This is a genomic window from Bradyrhizobium canariense, assembly GCF_018130465.1.
In the GTDB taxonomy this organism is placed as follows: domain Bacteria; phylum Pseudomonadota; class Alphaproteobacteria; order Rhizobiales; family Xanthobacteraceae; genus Bradyrhizobium; species Bradyrhizobium canariense_C.
In genome coordinates this window covers 262,669-281,953 of the sequence record NZ_JAFCKJ010000004.1, presented here as the reverse complement: position 1 = coordinate 281,953, position 19,285 = coordinate 262,669, and the positions used below count along the sequence as shown (strand labels likewise).

Genomic DNA, 19,285 nt, shown 5'->3' with positions numbered 1-19,285 from the left:
GATCCAACGGCAGAGTCCGATGCGCCTTCCATTGACCGCCCTGTTCCTGACGTTCCTGATCTCGGCCGCGCACGCGTCGCCGGCGCCGCAGCCGGTCGAGATTCCGCTGGCGTCCGGCGTGCTGCATGCGCAGCTCTACAAGCCCGAGGGTGCGGGGCCGTTTCCGACCGTGATCGCGCTGCACGGCTGCGGCGGCCTCGGTGGCCATCCCGATTCCGTCCTGCCGCGCTATCGCGACTGGGCCGAGCGGCTGCTCAAGTCCGGCAACGCCGTCCTGCTCCCTGACAGCTACGGCTCGCGCGAGCTCGGGCCGCAATGCCGCGTCAAGGAGATGCACGTCAAGGCGCGGCGCGAACGCGTCGCCGACATCGCGGCTTCGCGTGCCTGGCTGATGAAGCAGAGTTGGGTTGCGCGCGACCGCGTCAGCCTGATGGGGTGGGCGAATGGCGCCAGCGCGCTGCTCTGGGCCGTGCGTCCGCAGAGCATTGCGCGCGATGCGGGCCCGGATTTCCGCGCCGCGATCGCGTTCTATCCGGACTGCAGGATTTCCGCTGGCCTGGGGTGGAGCACACGGGTGCCGACGCTTGTGCTGATCGGCGCCAATGACGACGTCTCGTCGCCGCCGGCCTGCCGCCAGATGGTCGAGGGTGCGCATGGCCGCAGCGCGCTCGCGCGCATCGTGGTCTATCCCGGCGCCTATCACGACTTCGACCGTGCCAACACGCCGCTGCACGCAGCTGCCGGCAGCCTTGATGCCGCCGCGCCCGAGCACGGCCATCTCGGTACCGATGCGGTCGCGCGCGCGGAGGCGCAGAAAGAGGTCGCGGAGTGGCTGGCGCGGTAACCAAGCGGGGCCGCCCGAGGAACAAATTTGGCGGACAGCCCCGCATCGACCACCGCCCTGCACGGAGTATGGCCGACCGTGAATCTACGGATCGCGCGCCGTGGCGGTTTCAGCCCGTGACGACGCCATCATTCGACCACGATGTCGATTAAACGCAATCCCATGCGCAACCGCTTTGTCCTGTTCTCCTCCGCACTGATCGTCTTCACCGTCGCGGTCTTCCTGTTCGAAGCCCACCTCTTCGAAGCATATGCCGGCGCGCCGCAACTCGCGCCGGAACATTGCGGCTTCTGGACCACGATCGACGCGGGATTGTCCTGCCGGTAGGCGGACTGCTCCCACACCGTCATTGCGAGCGCAGCGAAGCGATCCAGAGTCCCTCCGCGGAAAAATTCTGGATTGCTTCGCTGCGCTCGCAATGACGAGGTTGGGCTGCATGCGCGCCTCTCCCAGCGTCGTCCTGGCGAAAGCCAGGACCCATTACCCCAGGGAGTAGTTTGGCGAAGACTGGTCGTTCGGAATTGGCACCACGCGTACCCGATAAACCTCGCGGTATGGGTCCTGGCTTTCGCCAGGACGACAGCGAGTGTGTGGCACGTGCGTCCTACATACTCGCTGTCATCGCCCGGCTTGACCGGGCGATCCAGTACGCCGAGACGTCAATGGCTCGTCGAGAGGCCGCGGCGTACTGGATTCCCCGCTGGAGCCTGTCATCGGGCTCGCCGAAGGCGAGCCCCGGTGGCGGGGAATGACACCGAGGGCGGAGCGTCGCTCTCAGCCCTCAGAACAAATTACCCTGATCCACCGGCTTGCCCACGCGCTTCGGCGCGGGTTTGGCCTCTTGCGCCGCCGGCTTGGCTTGCGACGGCGCGCGCTTCGCCGCGGGCGCCGGCCGATCCGCATCCGCCGTTGCACCCACGCGTCCGTCCGCGAACTCGATCTCGACACGCGCGCCGGGACCGATCGCGTCGGCCGCATGCAGGGGATGGCCGGCTTCATCGCGCACCAGCGCAAAGCCGCGCGCGAGCACGCCGCGATAGGACAGCGCGGAGAGCAGCTTGCCGCTGTTCTCGACGCGGGCATCCAGCCGCTGCAACAGCGTCACGAGCGCGCGGCCCGCGCGCTCGGCAAGGCGATGCGTGCGCTCGCGCTGGCGCGCGAGCGCGTTGCGCTGCGCCTGCGCATTGGACAGTTTGGAGGCGCGCAAGCGCACCTCCAGCCCGGCAAAGCGGTCGCGCCGCCGCCGCAGCAGCGAGCGCGTGGACAGTCCGAGCCGCTCGCCGCACACGGTGAGGCGATGATCGGCCTGCGCGATCTGGCCGTGCAGCACCCGCAGCGTCAGCTTGGCGCTGGCGGCGGTGAACCTTCGGAAATGCGCATGGGTGTTGGCCTTGAGGCAGCGGGGCAGGGACGCCCCCGCCGAATCAAGCCGCTGCCGCGGGATCGCCAGCAGGTCGCCGGCTGCCGGCAGCGCGCGCGCGGCGGCACGCAGCTCGCTGCGACGGCTCTCCTGGCTGCGCTGCCAATAGGCGCGGGTGCGGCGCCCGAGATCGCCGACCTCGACAAAGAGATCGCTGCGCACCGGCACCGCCATCTCGGCCGCCGCCGTCGGCGTCGGCGCGCGCTTGTCGGCGACGAAATCGATCAGCGTGATGTCGGTCTCATGCCCCACGGCCGAGATCAGCGGGATCATGCTCTCGGCCGCGGCACGGACCACGATCTCCTCGTTGAACGACCAGAGATCCTCCAGCGAGCCGCCGCCGCGCGCGACGATCAGCACGTCGGGGCGCGGGATCTTGCCGCCCTCCGGCAGCGCGTTGAAGCCGCGGATCGCGGCTGCGACCTGCTCGGCCGAGCCTTCGCCCTGCACCTTGACCGGCCACACCAGCACGTGGCGCGGAAAGCGGTCCTCCAGGCGATGCAGGATGTCGCGGATCACGGCGCCGGTCGGCGACGTGACGACGCCGATCACCTCGGGCAGCCACGGCAGCAGCTGCTTGCGCGCCTCATCGAACAGGCCTTCGGCGGCGAGCTTCTTCTTGCGCTCCTCCATCAGCGCCATCAGCGCGCCGATGCCGGCCGGCTCCAGCGCCTCGATCACGATCTGGTATTTCGAGGAGCCCGGATAGGTCGTGAGCTTGCCGGTGGCGATGACCTCGAGCCCCTCCTGGGGCTTGAAGCGCATCCGCCCGTGCACGCCCTTCCAGATCACCGCCTCGATCTTGGCGCTCTCGTCCTTGAGCGCGAAATAGCAATGGCCGGAGGAATGGGCGCCGCGGAACCCGGAAATCTCGCCGCGGACCCGGACATGGCCATAGGTGTCCTCCACCGTCCGTTTCAGGGACTGTGAGAGCTCGGAAACGGTGAATTCGGGCGTGTTGAGCAGGGGTTCCGCAGGCGGCATCGGCAAACGATTCGGCATTTTGGGCGCAGCCCCGACGTTAAGGCTTTTCGCCGGCAAGCGCGAATCCTGCTCTCTCCGCCGTCATTCCGGGGCGGCGCGAAGCGACGAGCCCGGAATCCATCGTGCAACGGCGCAAGAAGCCGCAGACTATCGCTAACGGCCGTGGCGCCTTCGCTCGGCATCTCGCGACGCTGCAGGAGATCATCGCGGGGAGGCAGTTAGCTCTCTGCGATGCCGATTATTGTGCCCTCGCGCCTTGCGGGAGAGGGCAGCGATGCCAGCAGACACAAATTCACTCGGGTGAGGGGTTCTCTCGGCGAGCCCCACTCGACGTTTGGGTCTGCGGATGCAACCCCTCATCCGGCGCTTCGCGCCACCTTCCCCCACAAGGGGGAAGAAAGAAGGCGGGGCGTGTGTGCCCGAATTGCGGTGATGGTGCACTTAACTCCCAAGAGAGCTGACGAATTAGGTGCAGTCCAGCACTGTCACCGTAATTCCAAGGCTGAGACGCCAAGGTCGGTTCACGAGAGCCGTCCCGTTAGGGCGCGCTCGAACCTAGATCGAGGTAAGCATTCTGGGTTAAAAAACGCACATCGATCATGCGAAGAGCTGACTTCATTCTCGAAATGCAGTCTAAATGTCTATTTAAATGATACGTATATTAAGGTTATTTAGGTCAAGCGAGGAGATTGGCCTATGGCAAAGCTAAACCCAATGATCCTGAAGACCCTGCGACTCTGGAAAGGTTGGTCGCAGGAACGGCTTGCCGAAATGGCAAAGGTCAACAAGCAGACCATCTCCCGCATCGAGCGGCGGAGCGAGCCGTGCCAAACCCGTGAAAACACAATCAAGCGGCTCGCCCTCGCACTAAGCGTTGAGCCAGCCGAGTTGATGCGAGACGCGCTGGCGCCGGAAGGCCAGCCAAGCGAGCTGACGAAGCGGCGGCGCCAATCCGGTTTCGGCGTCAGCAGAACGGCGAACAATTTTCTCTACCTGATTTCGGAGCGCTATTTCGTTCGGCCGTGGCAAGTGATGGAACTCGCACCGCTATTGTTCTGCTGGGCGGCCGAGATGAGCCTGCGCGAACGCCGCCGTCGACTCAACAAGCTCGAGGAGGCCTGCGAAACCGCGCGGGCGATCGAGAAAGAGATGCAGCATTTGCCGCCTCCCAATCTCATGTATTCCGAGGAGAAGATCGCCGCGGAAGCGCGATCCATCGAGGCTCACGACATTTTCGGGATGTGCTTTGGGGACGACGATTTTAGCGACGGTCTTGTCCATTCGTTCGGTGACGATGTCGACAATCCGTTCGCGGTCTTCCTTTCAAAATTGACGGAGGAAATGGGCGAGATGACCAGCTTCGAGAGCTTTTCACCGATCGATTATCCAATCTTTCAGGTGTGTCGCAACGAAGCCCGGGACATGGTCAACGGTGACGAGACCCTGGCCAAGAGAATTCTGACCGGTGTCGTGGATCTCTACGACATGCCGAAGGATCTGCAGGGCGTCACTGGAAACGCGGATAAGCGCGCGGTTTGGGTGCGCGAGCAAGCCGATGCGTTCTTTAACGCACATAATGAGGCTGCCAAGCGCCGCAAGAAATCAGGGGCGGTAATATGAGCACGCTCACCATCACGAAACACGCGGCGGTACGCATGTCTCAGCGCGGCCTCGTGCCGAGAGATGCTGAGTTGATCGCCCTGATTGGCACGGAAGTCAATGATGGCTATCTGGTTCGGGAGAAGGATTATCGAGAAGCCGAGCACGGCCTAAAGCTGCTTCTGCAACGCTTCCGCCGTCTCGTCGGCAAACGGCTGGTCGTGAAGAATGGCCAGATCGTGACGGCATACCACCCCACCAGGACTCGCGAGCGCCGCCTGCTCCGGAACGCGCGAAAAGATAATCTTTGCGATTCGGGAAGAACGCAAGGTCTTGAATGCACCCCAAAAGGATAGCTCGTGAGTCACGATCCCTTTTTTACATTGCCGCCGGACGGTACATGGAACGCCTGCATCGGCCAGCAGGGAGACGAGTTGCACTACCTCGACGGCTACATCGAAGCGGCATGGGAGCTTGCGGATGCCGTCATTCAGAAGAACATGTTGGGCAGGCGCGATACTTTGGTTCTCCCCATTCTCTACAACGCACGGCATGCCGTCGAATTGCTACTGAAATACGTCACGAACCAGCTCGTTAAGTATGGTGCTCTCGCCCAAGGGCATCCAGCCAATCACGATATCCGAGGTCACTACGATCAGCTCGTCGGGGCCAATATCGGCGACGAGAAGCTTCGCGAGGGCCTTGCTGCGTTGGAGCCGTTCATCGCGAGTCTGACGCGTATCGACGGAGACGGTCAGGAGCTGCGCTACCACCTGAACCGCGACGGTGATGTCAGCTTGAAGGACGAGCCTCTCGCCAATATTGCGGTGATCCGCATCAGCCTCCGGCGGCTGGCCTCCGTCATCGATGGGCTCAAGCATCGCACCATCGACTTTGTCGAGGAGCGCGGCGGTAAGGCATACACCGACCGCTGCTCACGCAGCGACTTGGTGGCGATCACCGCGATGCTGCCACCACTGGCCGAATGGAAGACGGACGCCTTTACCGCCGCCAAGGAAGCGATCAAGAAGCGCTTCAATCTCGGCAGCAAGCACTTCACCGATGCGCTCAATGTTATCAAGGCGAACCGCGAAATGAAAGGCAGGCTCGGTGGCGAGAGCGAGCCCCTATCCCTGACCGACGCCAAGGCAGTTCGCGTCATTGAGGAATGGCGGAAACTGCACCCGCCAAGGGACCCCGATGCGGAACCTGCCGTCATCAATGGCGCGGATATCAGTGTCGAAGACCTGATGGAAGGCATGGCCGTCCAGAGAGCGGTGCTGAAGACGATTCTTCAGGAGCTTACGGGCGATGAAATCGCCGAGCTTGAAACGCTCTACTATCTCGGCCGGGATGGATATTGGGCAGAGCAATTCGATGACAGGATTGCGCATGTGAAGCGCAAACAGGCCGCAGAGCAGGACCTCCCCGAACAGCTTCGCCATCTCGTCGACAAGACAAATCTTTTGCAATGTCTTCAGATCGGAGCCAGGAAAGCAGGGCGGTTGGCTCTTTCAGGACAACTTGAAGGGCTTTGACGGCCGCCTGTCGCGGGGCCGGGGGATCATCGGTGCAAAAGCCGGAACCGCAGCTCGTAGGATGGGTTGAGCCCTTGCGAAACCCATCGCTTCTCTATCCCCGTTCTCCGAAATCGCGGCCGTCATCCGACTGATCGCCGGCCCAATCGGCCGGGTAATTGCCGAGCTTTATATGGCGATGAAACGAGGAGGGTGCCCAGTCACGGACTCTGTCGACGAGCCCGTGCTTGACCGGATTGATATGAACATAGTCTACATGCCGTGCGAAATCGGCTTCGTCGCGAACGGTATGCTCCCAATATCTGCGTTGCCAGATGCCCCGCTCACCTTTGGCCGCGCGGCTTGGGGATATCCTCTCGTTGCGAGCCAGACCGCGCGAAAAGGTGGATTTAATCAACTGCCAGCGCATTGCAAAATCGGCATCACCTTCTGGTAATGTCCACACCGTGTGAAGGTGATCAGGCAACACCACGATGGCATCGATCGTGAATGGATGGCGTCGGTGCGTTTCACGAAACGCCGTGCGCAACAATCCGATATGATCCGTCAGCAACGCTAGCTTCCGCTCCGCCAGGTTGACGGTGAAGAAGAAACATCCACCCGAAACGAAGTTGCGGCGGTACGAGGTCATGAAGGGACGTTACCACGAAACAAGTGCGATGGGTTTCGCAAGGGCTCAACCCATCCTACGGGCTGATTGCGGTGTCACCGTACTCCAAGAATCGGATACCGCCTCCAGCGAGCTTTAGCTTTGACAAACTCGCCCCCCGAAGAGAAGCTTAGCCTACCTGCTTAATCCAGTCGTGTATCGCGAGCTCCACCCGACGGAATTGCATTGGCTCGTCGATGACGCCGTTATGAGCGACCACATTGCGCAGGTTGCCAAGATCAAGAAACCGATGAAGGAAGTTGATGTCTCCAATCGACGTTCGGAACAAGTCCTCGTACTTCCTGATCAACGTGGCTAGGTCTGGCCAATCCAGCGAATATAGCGGACCGTAGGTTGACCGAGAAGGTATCCATTTGTTTTGAGCCTCGTTTGCGCGACGCTCTTGCTCCTTCCGCTTCATTGGTCCCGAAGCCGCCTGTTCCCACCAAGTATCACCGAGACCCCCCGTCAAAACCTTCTCAATGTGGCGCCGAACTGAGTTCTCCAACGAGAACAACGCGACATGCAGCTCAGCCATTTTCCGTGCATCGGCAAGGTCGTCGTCACTGATGTAGGGGCACCGCGTCAGGTCAATGTCGGCAACAACGCTGTCGGCTGTCCTTTTGGCCTCGACAATCTCGTCCACTGCAAAGACGCCGAACAGTTCAGTCCCCCATTCAAGGCCTGTGTGGGAGAGGCGAAACCGGGCGCCATTCGCGCGACTTACCAGCTTCGATCTGCGAAAATCGTTATCCAGTCTTGTGCTGTTTGGCTTCGGCAGACGAGCTTCGACGAAATAGGCACAAACCTCTGGAATTGAAGCCGATAGCTTTCGGTCTCTTTTCTCAGCCCACCAAAGGAAAGCGGCTGCTTGCTCAACCTTGTCGAGGTTGGCCGTCACCACTGATTTTGCGAAGAGATTAAAGAAATCTGCCATCGGATTACGTTGCTCTGGTGAGTTCCGAGATGAGCTGCGCCGCTTGCTTGAGCCCCGGCGCGGTAAGGGTCCACCCCTTTTCCTTTGAGCCTGCAAGTTCGTTCCCGCCCTTCAAGTACTTCGAGTGGTTGGTAGGATCAAAGAACCCGAAGCGCTCGCACAAATCCCGCGCCTCCCTGTCATCGAACTTCGGCTCCCCGGTCACGATGAGGCGCGCCGCACCAGCGAGAAGGTAGGCGTTTCTGACACGGTCTCGATTTGCCTTACCGGGGATCTCGGAGACAATCAGCTGACAGTCATTCCCTTCGAGGTGGAAGGTCTGCTGAAGCTCCTCTAAAGACAGCCCATTCTGTCTTGTCCAAGCGCGCGCGCGTGGCGAGAGGCCCGGATCGGCAAGTTCACTCGCGGCTTCTGAGGTGGACACTGCCGCCACCACTGGCGCGTCCCCCAAAAGCACTAGAGAGGCCTGAATGACCCTCCGACGCTCTTCGGCTCCAAGAGGGGTCAGCTCCTTAACGATTGCGGCGACTACTTCCGTTACGCTCTTCGTCATCACACGACCCCTTATCCCACGTAGGTCCATTGCCCCTTATCTTTGAGGCGACGCAGTTCCTTCTTACGCACGAGACGCAACAACACCGGAGACAGCGTCGTAACTGGGTAGAAGTGACCACGTTCTTCCAGAGCCTCGCGCACTGCGCTCAGCTTCTTTGGTGTTGAGAAGAAGCCCCCGCCGATCAAATCAGAAAGCAGCAGTGCAAGAGTTGGCTTTCCCTTCGAGTTGGGAGCGCTCTTGCCGGTGCGCGCAGGGGGCTCACTGACAGATTGGGCTGTGCCTCGATCGAACAGCGCAACGAGAGCGAGCACCTCCTCGTGCGATCCTTCAATCGCCACGGTAGCCCCATGTTTGGTAGTGATCACGGCTTTGGACATCTGGCAGTCATCCGAGTTGTTCATTAGTATAATAAGATATTAAGTTCCGCGAGTCAATATGGTCGTATAATCGTATATTAGCAGGTTATATCCGCAGCAACCGAATTATAATTAGTTAGTCATATTGACTAACGTCTAGTACAACTTTAGGCCGAAGTCGGCAACACCGCAGAACAGCAATGGAGTATCTGTTGAACGGCCGATCAGGTCTCAGACGTGGCACAGAAAATCCCGGTTTTTTGCAAGATTTACATCTGGTAGGGCCTCAACGTGCTTGCATCGATCCGTTTGCAACAGGCTAGCTACTCCGTTCGATTTCATATTGTTTGTCAGTTAGATTTAACTTGTCTCGAAATATCATATTGAAAAGACTTGAATTATTCAAGTTATTCAATATGAATAGAAACTAGGACAACTGACGGTCGAAAGCGGCAATCCCGCAGAACAGCGATGGAGCATCTGTTGAGCAGCCGAGCTCATCCGATTGCTATTGATCGCTGCACCAAGCGGCTCGCCCGGGAATGGCGGGGAAGTTGGGGGCAACACCCCTTGAGCCTCACCCCGATTCATGCGACCTCCGCCCCCAAGCAAACCCCTCATTTCGAGCCTTCGATGCACATTCTCCTGCTCGGTTCCGGCGGCCGCGAACATGCCCTGGCGTGGAAGATCGCAGCCTCTCCCCTGGTGACCAAATTCTGGTGCGCACCGGGCAATGCCGGGATCGCGCGCGAGGCGGAATGCGTGGCGCTCGACGTCGCCGACCATGCCGCCGTGATCGACTTCTGCAGGACGAATGCGGTCGAGCTCGTGGTGGTCGGCCCGGAGACGCCGCTGGCGGCCGGTATCGTCGATGACCTCACCGCCGCCGGCATCAAGGCGTTCGGGCCGAACAGGATCCCCGCCCAGCTCGAAAGCTCGAAGGGCTTTACCAAGGCGCTCTGCACCGAATTCGGTATTCCGACCGGCGCCTACCAGCGCTTCACCAATGCTGCCGATGCGTGTGCCTACGTCCAGAGCCAGGGCGCGCCGATCGTGGTCAAGGCCGACGGCCTTGCCGCCGGCAAGGGCGTCGTCGTCGCCAAGACCGTGCGCGAGGCCGAGGACGCCATCGCCATGATGTTCGAGGGCGCCTTCGGCGAGGCCGGCACTGAAGTCGTGATCGAGGAGTTTTTGCCGGGCCGCGAGATCAGCTTCTTCGCGCTCTGCGACGGCGAGACCGCCATTCCGCTGGCGTCCGCCCAGGACCACAAGCGCGTGTTCGACCACGACGTCGGCCCGAACACCGGCGGCATGGGCGCCTATTCGCCGACGCCGCTGGTGACGCCGGCGATCCATGACGCGATCATGGCCAAGATCATTCTGCCGACGGTCGCCGGCATGAAGCAGCGTGGCACGCCGTTTCGCGGCATCCTCTACGCCGGGATCATGCTGACGACGCAGGGCCCAAAACTGTTCGAGTTCAACGTCCGCTTCGGCGATCCCGAGTGCCAGGTGCTGATGCTGCGGATGATGTCGGACATCGTGCCGGCCTTCCTCGCCGCCTGCGACGGGCAGCTCAAGAATTTCGATCTGCGCTGGCATCCGGAATCCGCGCTCACGGTGGTGATGGCGGCGAAGGGGTATCCCGGCGACTATCAGAAGGGCACGCGGATCGAGGGGCTCGATGACGCCGCGAAGGTCGAGACCGCCGAGATCTTCCACGCCGGCACCGTCGAGAAGGACGGCGCCATCCTCGCCAATGGCGGCCGCGTGCTCAATGTCTGCGCGCTCGGCAAGACCGTGACGGAAGCGCAGGTGCGCGCCTATCAGGCCGTCGACCGCATCAACTGGCCGGAAGGCTTCTGCCGCCGCGACATCGGCTGGCAGGCGGTGGAAGCCGAGAAGGCCAAGAACTGACAGGCTTTTTTCGCACGCGCGCGCAATTTGCGGCCCGCCCGACGGCACTCCAAAATTGTGTAGGCGGCTGTTGAACTTAGCTACTGTGCATGGGGTTGTTTTTCGACATTTTTGTTTTGGGCCCCCAAGATCGCGCAGATCCAGCGCTGACCAGATAAGGATGCAGAAGATGTCCGATCTCGCCGACCTCTATCCCGGCTTCGCCTCCGAATGGATCAACACCTCCTTCGGCCGCATCTTCGCCCGCGTCGGCGGCAAGGGACCGCCGCTGTTGCTGCTGCACGGTTTCTCCGAGACCAACGTGATGTGGCACCGCGTGGCGCCGCAGCTGAGCGACCAGTTCACACTGATCATCGCCGATCTGCCCGGCTATGGCTGGTCCGACATGCCCGAGAGCGACGCGCTGCACATGCCCTACAGCAAGCGCGCGATGGCGAAGGCCATGGTCGAGGCGATGGAAAGTCTCGGCCACGTGCACTTCGCGCTCGCCGGCCACGATCGCGGCGGCCGCGTCGCCTATCGGCTTGCGCTCGATCATCCCGGCCGGCTGTCGCGTCTCGCCGTGCTCGATATCCTGCCGACCTACAATTACTGGGAGCGGATGAACCGCGCCTACGCGCTGAAGATCTATCACTGGACCTTCCTGGCGCAGCCCTATCCGCTGCCGGAGACGCTGGTCGCAAGCAATGGCGAGTTCTTCCTGCGCTTCAAGATGGCGAGCCAGACCAGGTCGAAGACGCTGAACGCCATCGACGAGCGCGCGCTCGAACACTACATCGCCCCGTTCCGCGATCCCGCCCGCGTGCATGCGATGTGCGAGGATTATCGCGCCGGCGCCTATTTCGATTACGATCTCGACAAGGCCGATTTCGAGGCAGGCAAGAAGATCACCATTCCCATGCTGGCGCTGTGGGGCAATGCGGGCGTGGCGCAAGCCGCCGCCACCCCGCTCGACATCTGGAAGCAATGGGCGACCAACGTCGTGGGCATGCCGGTGGATTCCGGGCACTTCCTCACCGAGGAGAATCCCGACGTCACCGCGAAGGCGCTGCGTGAGTTCTTTGCCGCGCCTTAGCGTCGCTCCCGAAAGAAGTCCTTGAGCAGCCGCGCCGACTCGCTTTCGCCGACCCCGGAATAGACGTCCGGGACGTGATGGCAGGTCGGCGAGGTGAAGAACCGCACGCCGGACTCGACCGCGCCGCCCTTGGGGTCGGCGGCGCCGTAATAAAGGCGCCTCACCCTTGCAAACGAGATCGCGCCCGCACACATGGTGCATGGCTCCAGCGTCACGTAGAGGTCGCAGTCGACCAGGCGCTCGCTGCCGATTTTCTTGGCCGCCTCGCGCAGCGCAATGATCTCGGCATGAGCCGTGGGGTCGTAGTCGGTCAGCGTCCGGTTCGCCGCGGTGGCGATGACCTCGTAATTGCGGACCACGACGCATCCGATCGGAACTTCGCCCGACTTTCCGGCGTTTTCGGCGGTTTTGAGCGCCAAATCCATGAAAGAGGGGGCTTTCAAGCCTCGTATCATCCCGAGAAACCTGCTAGTAGCTGCGCCTTCAGCAGAAGTGCTTACCGATTTTGCCTGAGCATGCGGCTCGAACGAGCGCGCACAATGCTTTTGGCCACCCCCTGAGTGAGATTATTCATGCCTCGCGACAGCGACAAAGACAACGATTCCCGCGGCCGACGTGATCGCGGCCCGGCCAAGGGGGGCGCGGGCAAGGGCCGGTCCGGCAAGCCGCGCGGGCCCGACAAGAAGTTCGCCAAGCGCGGCCCTCCTGGGGACAAAGGCGACGCGCGCCCGCCCAGAGGCGACCGCGACAGCCGTCCGTTCCGCCGCCGCGAGGAGGGCGATGCCCCGCGCCGCGACTTCAGCGACCGCCCGAAGTTCAAGCGCGAAGACCGGCCGCGCGGCGAGGATCGTGGCGAGCGCAGCTTCAAGCCGCGTGGCGATCGTCCCTTCAAGCCGCGTGAAGACCGTCCGTTTTCCGATCGTCCGTCGCGCGACGGCGAGAAGCGCCCGTTCAAGCCCCGTGGCGACCGCCCATTCTCTGATCGCCCCTCGCGCGATGGCGAGAAGCGGCCGTTCAAGCCGCGCGGTGATCGCCCGTCCTATGGGCGTGATGACCGTCCGCCGCGCAGGGATCGCGACGATTCCCGTCCGGCCGGCCGGACCAGCGACAAGCGGCCCTACGCGCCGCGTGGCGACCGTCCGGAACGCAAGTTCGACGGCGAGCGGAAGTTTTCGCGCGGCGCACCGGACCGTGGCGAGCGCAGCGATTCAAAACCCTGGCAGAAGCGCGATGCGGCTCCGCGCGGCGACCGGCCGCCGCGCAAGGATTTCAGCAAGGGTCCGCGCAAGGATTTTGGTCCGCGCAAGGATTTTGGCGGCAGCGACCGCGGCCAGGACAAGCCCTGGCAGAAGCGCGACGATCGGCAAGGTGGCGGCGAAGATCGTCCGCGCTTTTCGCGTTCGCGCGACGATCGTGCATCGGGTGATCGTCCGTTCCGTGAGCGGCCCAAATTCGATCGCCCGCGCGATGATCGTCCCAAGTTCGATAGGCCCCGTCGTGACGGCGATGCCGAGCGTGGCGGGCGCGGCGGTGACCGCCCGAAATTCGATCGTCCGCGCGAGCGCTCCGAGGGCCGCTCCGACTGGCACGAGCATCCGCGCAGCGACGGCGATCGTCCGCGCCGCGAAAACGAGGACACGAGCAGGATCTTCGAGAAACGTCCGGCCTTCGGCGGTCGCGGCGCCTATCGCACCCGCGATCGGGATTTCGAAGGCCGCCCGCGCCGGGACGAAGCACCGAAGCCGAAGAAGGCCGGTGAGCGTATCGCCAAGGTGCTGTCGCGTGCGGGCCTCGCCTCGCGCCGCGATGCCGAGGAGATGGTCACGCAGGGCCGCGTCGCGGTCAACGGCCGTGTCATCAACTCGCCGGCGCTCGACATCACCTCGAACGATGTCGTCACCATCGACGGCAAGCCGTTGCCGGAACGTGAGCGCACGCGGCTGTTCCTCTATCACAAGCCGCGCGGTCTGATGACGACGCATGACGATCCCGAGGGGCGTCCGACCGTGTTCGACAATTTGCCCGAAGGTCTGCCGCGGCTGATCAGTGTCGGCCGGCTCGACTTCAACACCGAGGGCTTGCTGCTGCTCACCAATGATGGCGGGCTCGCGCGCACGCTCGAGCTGCCGGACACCGGCTGGCTGCGCCGCTATCGTGTCCGTGCCCACGGCGACGTCACGCAGACGCAGCTCGACGAGCTGAAGAACGGCATCGAGGTCGAGGGCGTCAAATACGGTCCGATCGACGCCACGCTGGAGCGTGACAAGGGCGCCAATGTCTGGCTGGTTTTCGCGATCCGCGAGGGCAAGAACCGCGAAGTGCGCAACGTCTGCGCCCATCTCGGACTCGAGGTGAACCGGCTGATCCGGGTGTCCTACGGCCCGTTTCAGCTCGGCGAGGTCCCCGAAGGCCAGGTCGAGGAGATCAAGTCCCGCGTGCTGCGCGACCAGCTCGGCGAAAAGATCATCGAGAAATCGGGCGCGCAGTTCGACGTGCCGCAGAAATCTGCCTCGCGTGAGGGAGACGACGCGCCGCGCGAGAAGAAGCCGGCGACCAAGCGCGGCGTGATCAACGACCGCAAGGGCCGCCGCGTGCTGGTGCAACGCACCGGCAGCGAGGAAGCGCGCGAGCGCAACGAGGCCGAGGCGAGCGGCTATGGCCCGCCGCGCCGTCCCAAGCGCGGCTATCACGGCAAGCGCGATCTGGCGCCGAAGGAGGACTGACGTTGCGCGTCGTCGGCGGTCGTTTGAAGGGGCGCAATTTGGCCTCACCGTCCTCGCGCGACATCCGCCCCACGGCGGACCGCCTGCGCGAGTCCGTGTTCAACATCCTCGTGCACGCCTACGACGATCCGATTCCGGATGCGCGCGTGCTCGATCTCTTCGCCGGCACCGGCGCGCTGGGGATCGAAGCGTCGTCACGCGGCGCGAAGTTCACGCTGTTCGTCGACAACGGCGCGGAAGCGCGCGCCCTGCTGCGGAACAATGTCGAGTCGCTGGGTTTGGGTGGCGTGACAAAAGTCTATCGCCGTGATGCGACCGATCTCGGGCCTGCACATCCGGTCGAGCCGTTCTCGCTGGTGTTCCTCGATCCGCCCTATGGCAAGGGGTTTGCGGAGAAGGCGCTTGCGAGCTTGCGCGACGGCGGCTGGTTGACGGCGGGCGCGCTGCTGGTTGTCGAGGAAGCGAAGGCCGCGCAGTTCGTGGCGCCTGAGGGTTACGAGGAATTGGAGCGGCGCGCTTATGACGACACGGAGTTCGTGTTTTTGAAGCGGCCGTAACGTCGAACATCACCTTCGCCCGAACAGCTTCTCGACATCCGACAGCTTCAGCTCGACATAGGTCGGGCGGCCGTGATTGCACTGGCCGGAGTTCGGCGTCTCCTCCATCTCGCGGAGCAGGGCGTTCATCTCCTCCGGCCGCAGCCTGCGGCCGGCGCGCACCGAACCGTGGCAGGCCATGGTGGCGGCGACGTGCATCAGCCGGCGCTCCAGAGGCAGCGCCTCGTCCCACTCGGCCATGTGCTCGGAAAGATCGCGCAACAGCCCGCCCGCGTTGGTCTTGCCGAGCAGTGACGGCGTCTCGCGCACCGCAACCGCGCCGGGGCCGAAGGATTCGATCGCAAGGCCGAACGACGCCAGCTCCTCGCTTCGCTCAAGCAGGCGCTCTACCGTGGCCTCGTCCATCTCGACGATCTCGGGGATCAGCAGGATCTGCCGCTGCACGCCGTTGGCAGCCAGCGAGGCCTTCAGCCGCTCGTAGACGATGCGTTCATGCGCGGCGTGCTGGTCGACGATGATCAAGCCGTCGCGGGTCTGCGAGACGATATAGGTCTCGTGGATCTGCGTGCGCGCAGCGCCGAGCGGGCGGTCGACGAGATCGCCGGCGGGCTGTGTTTCGATCCGTACGTCCGCGCTGGGCGCACCGACGTCGAACGCGGCCTGTGCGCGCTCGGCGAAGGCGGACGCGACCGCACCGTCGAATGACGGCATCGGCGCGACCGGGGCGGATGGCGACTGACGCCAGTGCCAGCTTGCCGGGCGCGGCGTGAATGCGGGGCGGAACGAAGACAGCGCGCTTTCGCCGCTGTTGGCGGCCGTGCGCCGGCCCTCCCGCGCAAGCCCTTCCTTCAATCCGTGCACGATCAGCGCGCGGACGAGGCCGGCGTTGCGAAACCGCACCTCGGTCTTGGCCGGATGCACGTTGGTGTCGACCTCGCGCGGATCGAGCGTGACGAACAGCGCCAGCACCGGATGGCGGTCGCGCGGCAGATAGTCGGCATAGGCCCCGCGTACCGCCCCTAGGATCAGCTTGTCGCGCACCGGGCGGCCGTTGACGAAGAGATATTGCCCGAGCGCGTTGGCCTTGGTCAGCGCGGGCGCTGCGGCATAGCCGGCGACCACCACGCCCTCGCGCTCGGCATGGACCTCGATGGCATGGCTGCGGAACTCGGCCCCCAGGATGTCGCCGAGACGAGTCAGGCGACCGGCGACGCCCGGCAGCGCCGCAGCCCAGGTCACCGGGGCGCGCTCTTCGCCCGCGAGCGTGAAGGCGATTTCGGGCCGCGCCATCGCGAGGCGCCGCACCACCTCACGGATCGCTTCCGCCTCGGTCCGGTCGGTCTTCAAAAACTTCAGCCGCGCCGGCGTCGCGTAGAAGAGGTCATTGACCTCGACCCGCGTGCCATGCGCGAGCGCCGCCGGCATGATCTCGGACTTCTCGCCGCCATCGACATTGAGCGCCCAGGCGTGCGGCTCGCTGGCATGCCGCGTGGTGATGGAGAGCCGCGCCACAGAGCCGATCGAGGGCAACGCCTCGCCGCGGAATCCGAGCGTGCGGATCTGCAGCAAATCCTCGTCGTCGAGCTTGGAGGTGGCGTGACGCTCGACCGCCAGCGACAGGTCCTTGGCGGTCATGCCGCTGCCGTCGTCGGTGATGCCGATCCGCCGGCGCCCGCCGCCATCGGTAAAGACGTCGATCCGGCTCGCGCCAGCATCTATGGCGTTCTCGACCAGTTCCTTGACCACGCTCGCGGGACGTTCGACCACCTCGCCGGCGGCAATGCGGTTGACGACCTGTTCTGGCAATTGGCGGACGGGCATGAAACTCGATCTTGGGCTTCGATCTTGGGCTTCGATCTGGATTCGCTGACAGCACTATTCTAGGCCGTGTTGCGTCAAAAGCATGTGTTGGGCAACAGGAACGTGGCGGCCTGGGGAAGAGGGCTGTCTATCACATTGAAGAGATTGGACGTTCGACAAAATCGTGCAACCGGGTGGATCAATCTCCGGCTGCCGTCCCGATTGTGGGGTGCCGGGCTGCGGTGTAGCATCGTGAAAAAACGGCAACAGGACGGGAGGACGCCATGTGCCATCTCTTCGCGCATCAGCCCCAAGGCGACTACGAATCCCAGACCCGCTCATTGCGGATCGGTGGGCATTGCACCTCGATCCGTCTGGAAATGGCGTTCTGGGACACGCTGGAAGAGATCGCGGCCAAGGAGAACATGAGCGTCGGCAAGTTCCTGACGACGCTCTACAACGAGGTGCTCGACCATCACGGCGAGGTCAACAATTTCGCCTCGTTGCTGCGCTGCTCCTGCCTGATCTATCGCTCCCGGAGCGTGGCGCCGGTACGGGATTTCAAGGTCGCCGTTGCGCCCATTCTTGATGCGGCTGAATAGCCCTACCGTCATTGCGAGGAGCTCTTGCGACGAAGCAATCCAGACCGTCACCGCGGTGGGATTCTGGATTGCTTCGCTTCGCTCGCAATGACGGGGAGGGAGCGGTGTGCTCCATTCCCAGCCGATGGACGTCGGGCGTCAGATCTCCTTCTTCTGCATCGCGCCTGCAATGTAATCCGCCTGCCGGATCGCCAGCGAAACGATGGTCAGCGTCGGATTGCAGGCCGCGCCGCTGGTGAACTGGCTGCCGTCGGAGACGAACAGGTTCTTGACGTCGTGGCTTTGCCCGAACTTGTTGACCACGCCATCCCTGGGCTTCTCGCTCATCCGGTTGGTGCCGAGATTGTGCGTGCTCGGATAGGGCGGTGTCGGATAGCTCGCGGTGGCGCCGACGGCATCGTAAACCGCAGCACCCTGCTTGTAGGCGTGCGCGCGCATCGCGATGTCGTTGGGATGGTCGTCGAAGTGAACGCTCGCGACCGGCTGACCGAACTTGTCCTTCACGACAGGATCGAGCGTGATGCGATTGGTCTCCTGCGGCATGTCTTCGCCGACCAGCCACATCCCGGCCATCCGCGGATAGCCGTCGAGCGCCGCGGTGAACGGACGTCCCCAGGCGCCGGGGTTGAGGAACGCCGCCATGAACGGCAGTCCGATCGACAGTGTCTCCATCTCGTAGCCGCCGACGAAGCCGCGCTTCGGGTTGTTGGCGGCCTCGTCGCGGACGATGCCGGCCATGGTGGTGCCGCGATACATGTGCACCGATTTCTCGAACACTGCGTAGACGCTGCCGGTCATATGGCGCATGTAGTTGCGGCCGACCTGGCCGCTTGAGTTGCCGAGGCCATCGGGAAACATCGTGGATGCGCTGTTCAACAGCAGCCGCGGGCTTTCGATCGAATTGCCGGCCACCGCAACGATGCGCGCCTTCTGCCTCTGCATCGCGCCACTCTCGTCGGCGTAAACGACCCCGGTGACCTTGCCGCCGGCGTCGTGCTCGATCTTGATCGCCATGCTGCTCGGCCGGACCTCGAGATTGCCGGTCGCCTCGCCCTTGGGGATCTCGGTGTAGAGCGTCGACCATTTCGCGCCGGACTTGCAGCCCTGGAAGCAGAAGCCGATCTGCTGACAGGCGCCGCGGCCGTCGCGCGGTTGGCTGTTGATCGCCATGTTGCCGGTATGCACAGTCTTGTAGCCGAGCTTCCTTGCGCCGGCCTCCAGCACCTTGAAGTTATTGTTGCCGGGAAGTCCGGGAATGCCGTTGGTGCGGGTCACGCCCATCTTGTTCTCGGCCTTGGCGTACCACGGCTCGATCTCGGCGAGCGTGATCGGCCAGTCCAGGAGGTTGGCGCCGGGAAGGCTGCCGTAAGTGCTCTTCACCCTGAACTCGTGCTCGTCGAAGCGCAGCGACGCGCCCGCCCAATGGGTTGTGGACCCGCCAACTGCCTTGACGATCCAGGCGGGAAGGCCCGAAAAATCCTTGGCGACGCGCCAGGATCCGGATGTGGTGCGCGCATCGGTCCAGGCGAGCTGGGAAAAGCTCTCCCACTCGTCGTTGACGAAGTCCTGATTCTCGATGCGGGGACCTGCTTCGAGGATGACCACCTTGACGCCCTTCTGCGCGAGCTCGTTGCCCAGCGTGCCGCCGCCGGCGCCGGAGCCGACGATCACCACAACGCTGGAGTCGTTCAGATCGAATTTTGCCATATGCGTTCTCCTGAACCGTTG

Annotated in this window: 18 protein-coding genes and 1 pseudogene; 11 read left to right on the top strand and 8 right to left on the bottom strand. The window is 63.3% G+C overall.

What is annotated here, in order from left to right; translation table 11 throughout:
- Positions 1-19: 19 nt before the first annotated feature.
- Positions 20-844: a dienelactone hydrolase family protein gene (locus tag JQ591_RS14670; RefSeq protein WP_211396708.1), complete on the top strand. Its 825-nt coding sequence runs from the start codon at positions 20-22 to the stop codon at positions 842-844.
- Positions 845-985: 141 nt separating this feature from the next.
- A complete protein-coding gene (locus JQ591_RS14665; RefSeq protein ID WP_211396911.1) occupies positions 986-1,171 on the top strand; it encodes a hypothetical protein in 186 nt (61 codons plus the stop codon).
- A 454-nt stretch (positions 1,172-1,625) separates the two neighbouring features.
- Here JQ591_RS14665 and xseA read toward each other — a convergent pair whose 3' ends face one another.
- Positions 1,626-3,266 carry an exodeoxyribonuclease VII large subunit gene (gene xseA / locus JQ591_RS14660; RefSeq protein WP_211396707.1) on the bottom strand — a complete coding sequence of 547 codons (1,641 nt, stop codon included), beginning with the start codon at positions 3,264-3,266 and terminating at the stop codon, positions 1,626-1,628.
- Positions 3,267-3,382: 116 nt separating this feature from the next.
- On the opposite strand from xseA, the pseudogene JQ591_RS35300 reads away from it, so the two are divergent.
- From JQ591_RS35300 to JQ591_RS35665, 4 genes and pseudogenes are all read left to right on the top strand, one after another.
- Positions 3,383-3,469: pseudogene (locus tag JQ591_RS35300) on the top strand (transcriptional regulator); the annotation flags it as partial.
- 475 nt (positions 3,470-3,944) lie between these two features.
- Positions 3,945-4,868: a helix-turn-helix domain-containing protein gene (locus JQ591_RS14655; RefSeq protein ID WP_211396706.1), complete on the top strand. Its 924-nt coding sequence runs from the start codon at positions 3,945-3,947 to the stop codon at positions 4,866-4,868.
- Positions 4,865-5,203 carry a hypothetical protein gene (locus tag JQ591_RS14650; protein ID WP_211396705.1) on the top strand — a complete coding sequence of 113 codons (339 nt, stop codon included), beginning with the start codon at positions 4,865-4,867 and terminating at the stop codon, positions 5,201-5,203. The genes JQ591_RS14655 and JQ591_RS14650 overlap by 4 nt, the downstream gene beginning before the upstream one ends.
- A 3-nt stretch (positions 5,204-5,206) precedes the next feature.
- Positions 5,207-6,385: a DUF3775 domain-containing protein gene (locus JQ591_RS35665; protein WP_211396703.1), complete on the top strand. Its 1,179-nt coding sequence runs from the start codon at positions 5,207-5,209 to the stop codon at positions 6,383-6,385.
- Positions 6,386-6,479: 94 nt separating this feature from the next.
- On the opposite strand, the gene JQ591_RS14640 is transcribed toward JQ591_RS35665, so the two are convergent.
- The 4 genes from JQ591_RS14640 to JQ591_RS14625 all read right to left on the bottom strand — a co-directional run bounded on the left by JQ591_RS14640 (position 6,480) and on the right by JQ591_RS14625 (position 8,904).
- On the bottom strand, positions 6,480-7,016 hold the full coding sequence (locus JQ591_RS14640) for an REP-associated tyrosine transposase (RefSeq protein WP_211396701.1): 537 nt from the start codon (positions 7,014-7,016) through the stop codon (positions 6,480-6,482).
- 148 nt (positions 7,017-7,164) lie between these two features.
- Positions 7,165-7,971 carry a Swt1 family HEPN domain-containing protein gene (locus JQ591_RS14635; RefSeq protein ID WP_211396700.1) on the bottom strand — a complete coding sequence of 269 codons (807 nt, stop codon included), beginning with the start codon at positions 7,969-7,971 and terminating at the stop codon, positions 7,165-7,167.
- 4 nt (positions 7,972-7,975) lie between these two features.
- Positions 7,976-8,524: a hypothetical protein gene (locus JQ591_RS14630; RefSeq protein WP_211396699.1), complete on the bottom strand. Its 549-nt coding sequence runs from the start codon at positions 8,522-8,524 to the stop codon at positions 7,976-7,978.
- Between the two features lie 11 nt (positions 8,525-8,535).
- Positions 8,536-8,904: a hypothetical protein gene (locus JQ591_RS14625; RefSeq protein ID WP_211396698.1), complete on the bottom strand. Its 369-nt coding sequence runs from the start codon at positions 8,902-8,904 to the stop codon at positions 8,536-8,538.
- Between the two features lie 612 nt (positions 8,905-9,516).
- Here JQ591_RS14625 and purD point away from each other — a divergent pair.
- A complete protein-coding gene (gene purD / locus JQ591_RS14620; protein ID WP_211396697.1) occupies positions 9,517-10,800 on the top strand; it encodes a phosphoribosylamine--glycine ligase in 1,284 nt (427 codons plus the stop codon).
- Between the two features lie 169 nt (positions 10,801-10,969).
- Positions 10,970-11,875, top strand: coding sequence for an alpha/beta fold hydrolase (locus JQ591_RS14615; protein ID WP_211396696.1), 906 nt, complete (start codon positions 10,970-10,972; stop codon positions 11,873-11,875).
- On the opposite strand, the gene JQ591_RS14610 is transcribed toward JQ591_RS14615, so the two are convergent.
- On the bottom strand, positions 11,872-12,330 hold the full coding sequence (locus tag JQ591_RS14610) for a nucleoside deaminase (RefSeq protein ID WP_211396695.1): 459 nt from the start codon (positions 12,328-12,330) through the stop codon (positions 11,872-11,874). The two genes, JQ591_RS14615 and JQ591_RS14610, sit on opposite strands and share 4 nt — an antisense overlap.
- Positions 12,331-12,447: 117 nt before the next feature.
- Between JQ591_RS14610 and JQ591_RS14605 the strand changes: the two genes are divergently transcribed.
- Together JQ591_RS14605 and rsmD are read left to right on the top strand one after the other, a co-directional pair.
- Positions 12,448-14,598, top strand: a complete 2,151-nt coding sequence (locus tag JQ591_RS14605; protein WP_211396694.1) for a pseudouridine synthase — start codon at positions 12,448-12,450, stop codon at positions 14,596-14,598.
- A gap of 2 nt (positions 14,599-14,600) precedes the next feature.
- On the top strand, positions 14,601-15,155 hold the full coding sequence (gene rsmD / locus JQ591_RS14600) for a 16S rRNA (guanine(966)-N(2))-methyltransferase RsmD (protein ID WP_211396693.1): 555 nt from the start codon (positions 14,601-14,603) through the stop codon (positions 15,153-15,155).
- A gap of 9 nt (positions 15,156-15,164) precedes the next feature.
- Here rsmD and mutL read toward each other — a convergent pair whose 3' ends face one another.
- Positions 15,165-16,976 (bottom strand): DNA mismatch repair endonuclease MutL, encoded by a 1,812-nt coding sequence (gene mutL, locus JQ591_RS14595; protein ID WP_211396692.1) that lies wholly within the window; start codon positions 16,974-16,976, stop codon positions 15,165-15,167.
- A gap of 263 nt (positions 16,977-17,239) precedes the next feature.
- Here mutL and JQ591_RS14590 point away from each other — a divergent pair, with 263 nt between their 5' ends.
- On the top strand, positions 17,240-17,557 hold the full coding sequence (locus tag JQ591_RS14590) for a ribbon-helix-helix domain-containing protein (RefSeq protein ID WP_211396691.1): 318 nt from the start codon (positions 17,240-17,242) through the stop codon (positions 17,555-17,557).
- A gap of 138 nt (positions 17,558-17,695) precedes the next feature.
- On the opposite strand, the gene JQ591_RS14585 is transcribed toward JQ591_RS14590, so the two are convergent.
- Positions 17,696-19,264: a GMC family oxidoreductase gene (locus JQ591_RS14585; RefSeq protein WP_211396690.1), complete on the bottom strand. Its 1,569-nt coding sequence runs from the start codon at positions 19,262-19,264 to the stop codon at positions 17,696-17,698.
- Positions 19,265-19,285 lie beyond the last annotated feature (21 nt).

Excerpts from the sequence above, each read along its gene's own strand:
- JQ591_RS14670 (WP_211396708.1), top strand. The coding sequence starts at position 20 with ATGCGCCTTCCATTGACCGCCCTGTTCCTGACGTTCCTGATCTCGGCC.
- JQ591_RS14665 (WP_211396911.1), top strand. The coding sequence starts at position 986 with ATGTCGATTAAACGCAATCCCATGCGCAACCGCTTTGTCCTGTTCTCC.
- xseA (WP_211396707.1), bottom strand. The coding sequence starts at position 3,266 with ATGCCGAATCGTTTGCCGATGCCGCCTGCGGAACCCCTGCTCAACACG.
- JQ591_RS14655 (WP_211396706.1), top strand. The coding sequence starts at position 3,945 with ATGGCAAAGCTAAACCCAATGATCCTGAAGACCCTGCGACTCTGGAAA.
- JQ591_RS14650 (WP_211396705.1), top strand. The coding sequence starts at position 4,865 with ATGAGCACGCTCACCATCACGAAACACGCGGCGGTACGCATGTCTCAG.
- JQ591_RS14640 (WP_211396701.1), bottom strand. The coding sequence starts at position 7,016 with ATGACCTCGTACCGCCGCAACTTCGTTTCGGGTGGATGTTTCTTCTTC.
- JQ591_RS14635 (WP_211396700.1), bottom strand. The coding sequence starts at position 7,971 with ATGGCAGATTTCTTTAATCTCTTCGCAAAATCAGTGGTGACGGCCAAC.
- JQ591_RS14630 (WP_211396699.1), bottom strand. The coding sequence starts at position 8,524 with ATGACGAAGAGCGTAACGGAAGTAGTCGCCGCAATCGTTAAGGAGCTG.
- JQ591_RS14625 (WP_211396698.1), bottom strand. The coding sequence starts at position 8,904 with ATGTCCAAAGCCGTGATCACTACCAAACATGGGGCTACCGTGGCGATT.
- purD (WP_211396697.1), top strand. The coding sequence starts at position 9,517 with ATGCACATTCTCCTGCTCGGTTCCGGCGGCCGCGAACATGCCCTGGCG.
- JQ591_RS14615 (WP_211396696.1), top strand. The coding sequence starts at position 10,970 with ATGTCCGATCTCGCCGACCTCTATCCCGGCTTCGCCTCCGAATGGATC.
- JQ591_RS14610 (WP_211396695.1), bottom strand. The coding sequence starts at position 12,330 with ATGATACGAGGCTTGAAAGCCCCCTCTTTCATGGATTTGGCGCTCAAA.
- JQ591_RS14605 (WP_211396694.1), top strand. The coding sequence starts at position 12,448 with ATGCCTCGCGACAGCGACAAAGACAACGATTCCCGCGGCCGACGTGAT.
- mutL (WP_211396692.1), bottom strand. The coding sequence starts at position 16,976 with ATGCCCGTCCGCCAATTGCCAGAACAGGTCGTCAACCGCATTGCCGCC.
- JQ591_RS14590 (WP_211396691.1), top strand. The coding sequence starts at position 17,240 with ATGTGCCATCTCTTCGCGCATCAGCCCCAAGGCGACTACGAATCCCAG.
- JQ591_RS14585 (WP_211396690.1), bottom strand. The coding sequence starts at position 19,264 with ATGGCAAAATTCGATCTGAACGACTCCAGCGTTGTGGTGATCGTCGGC.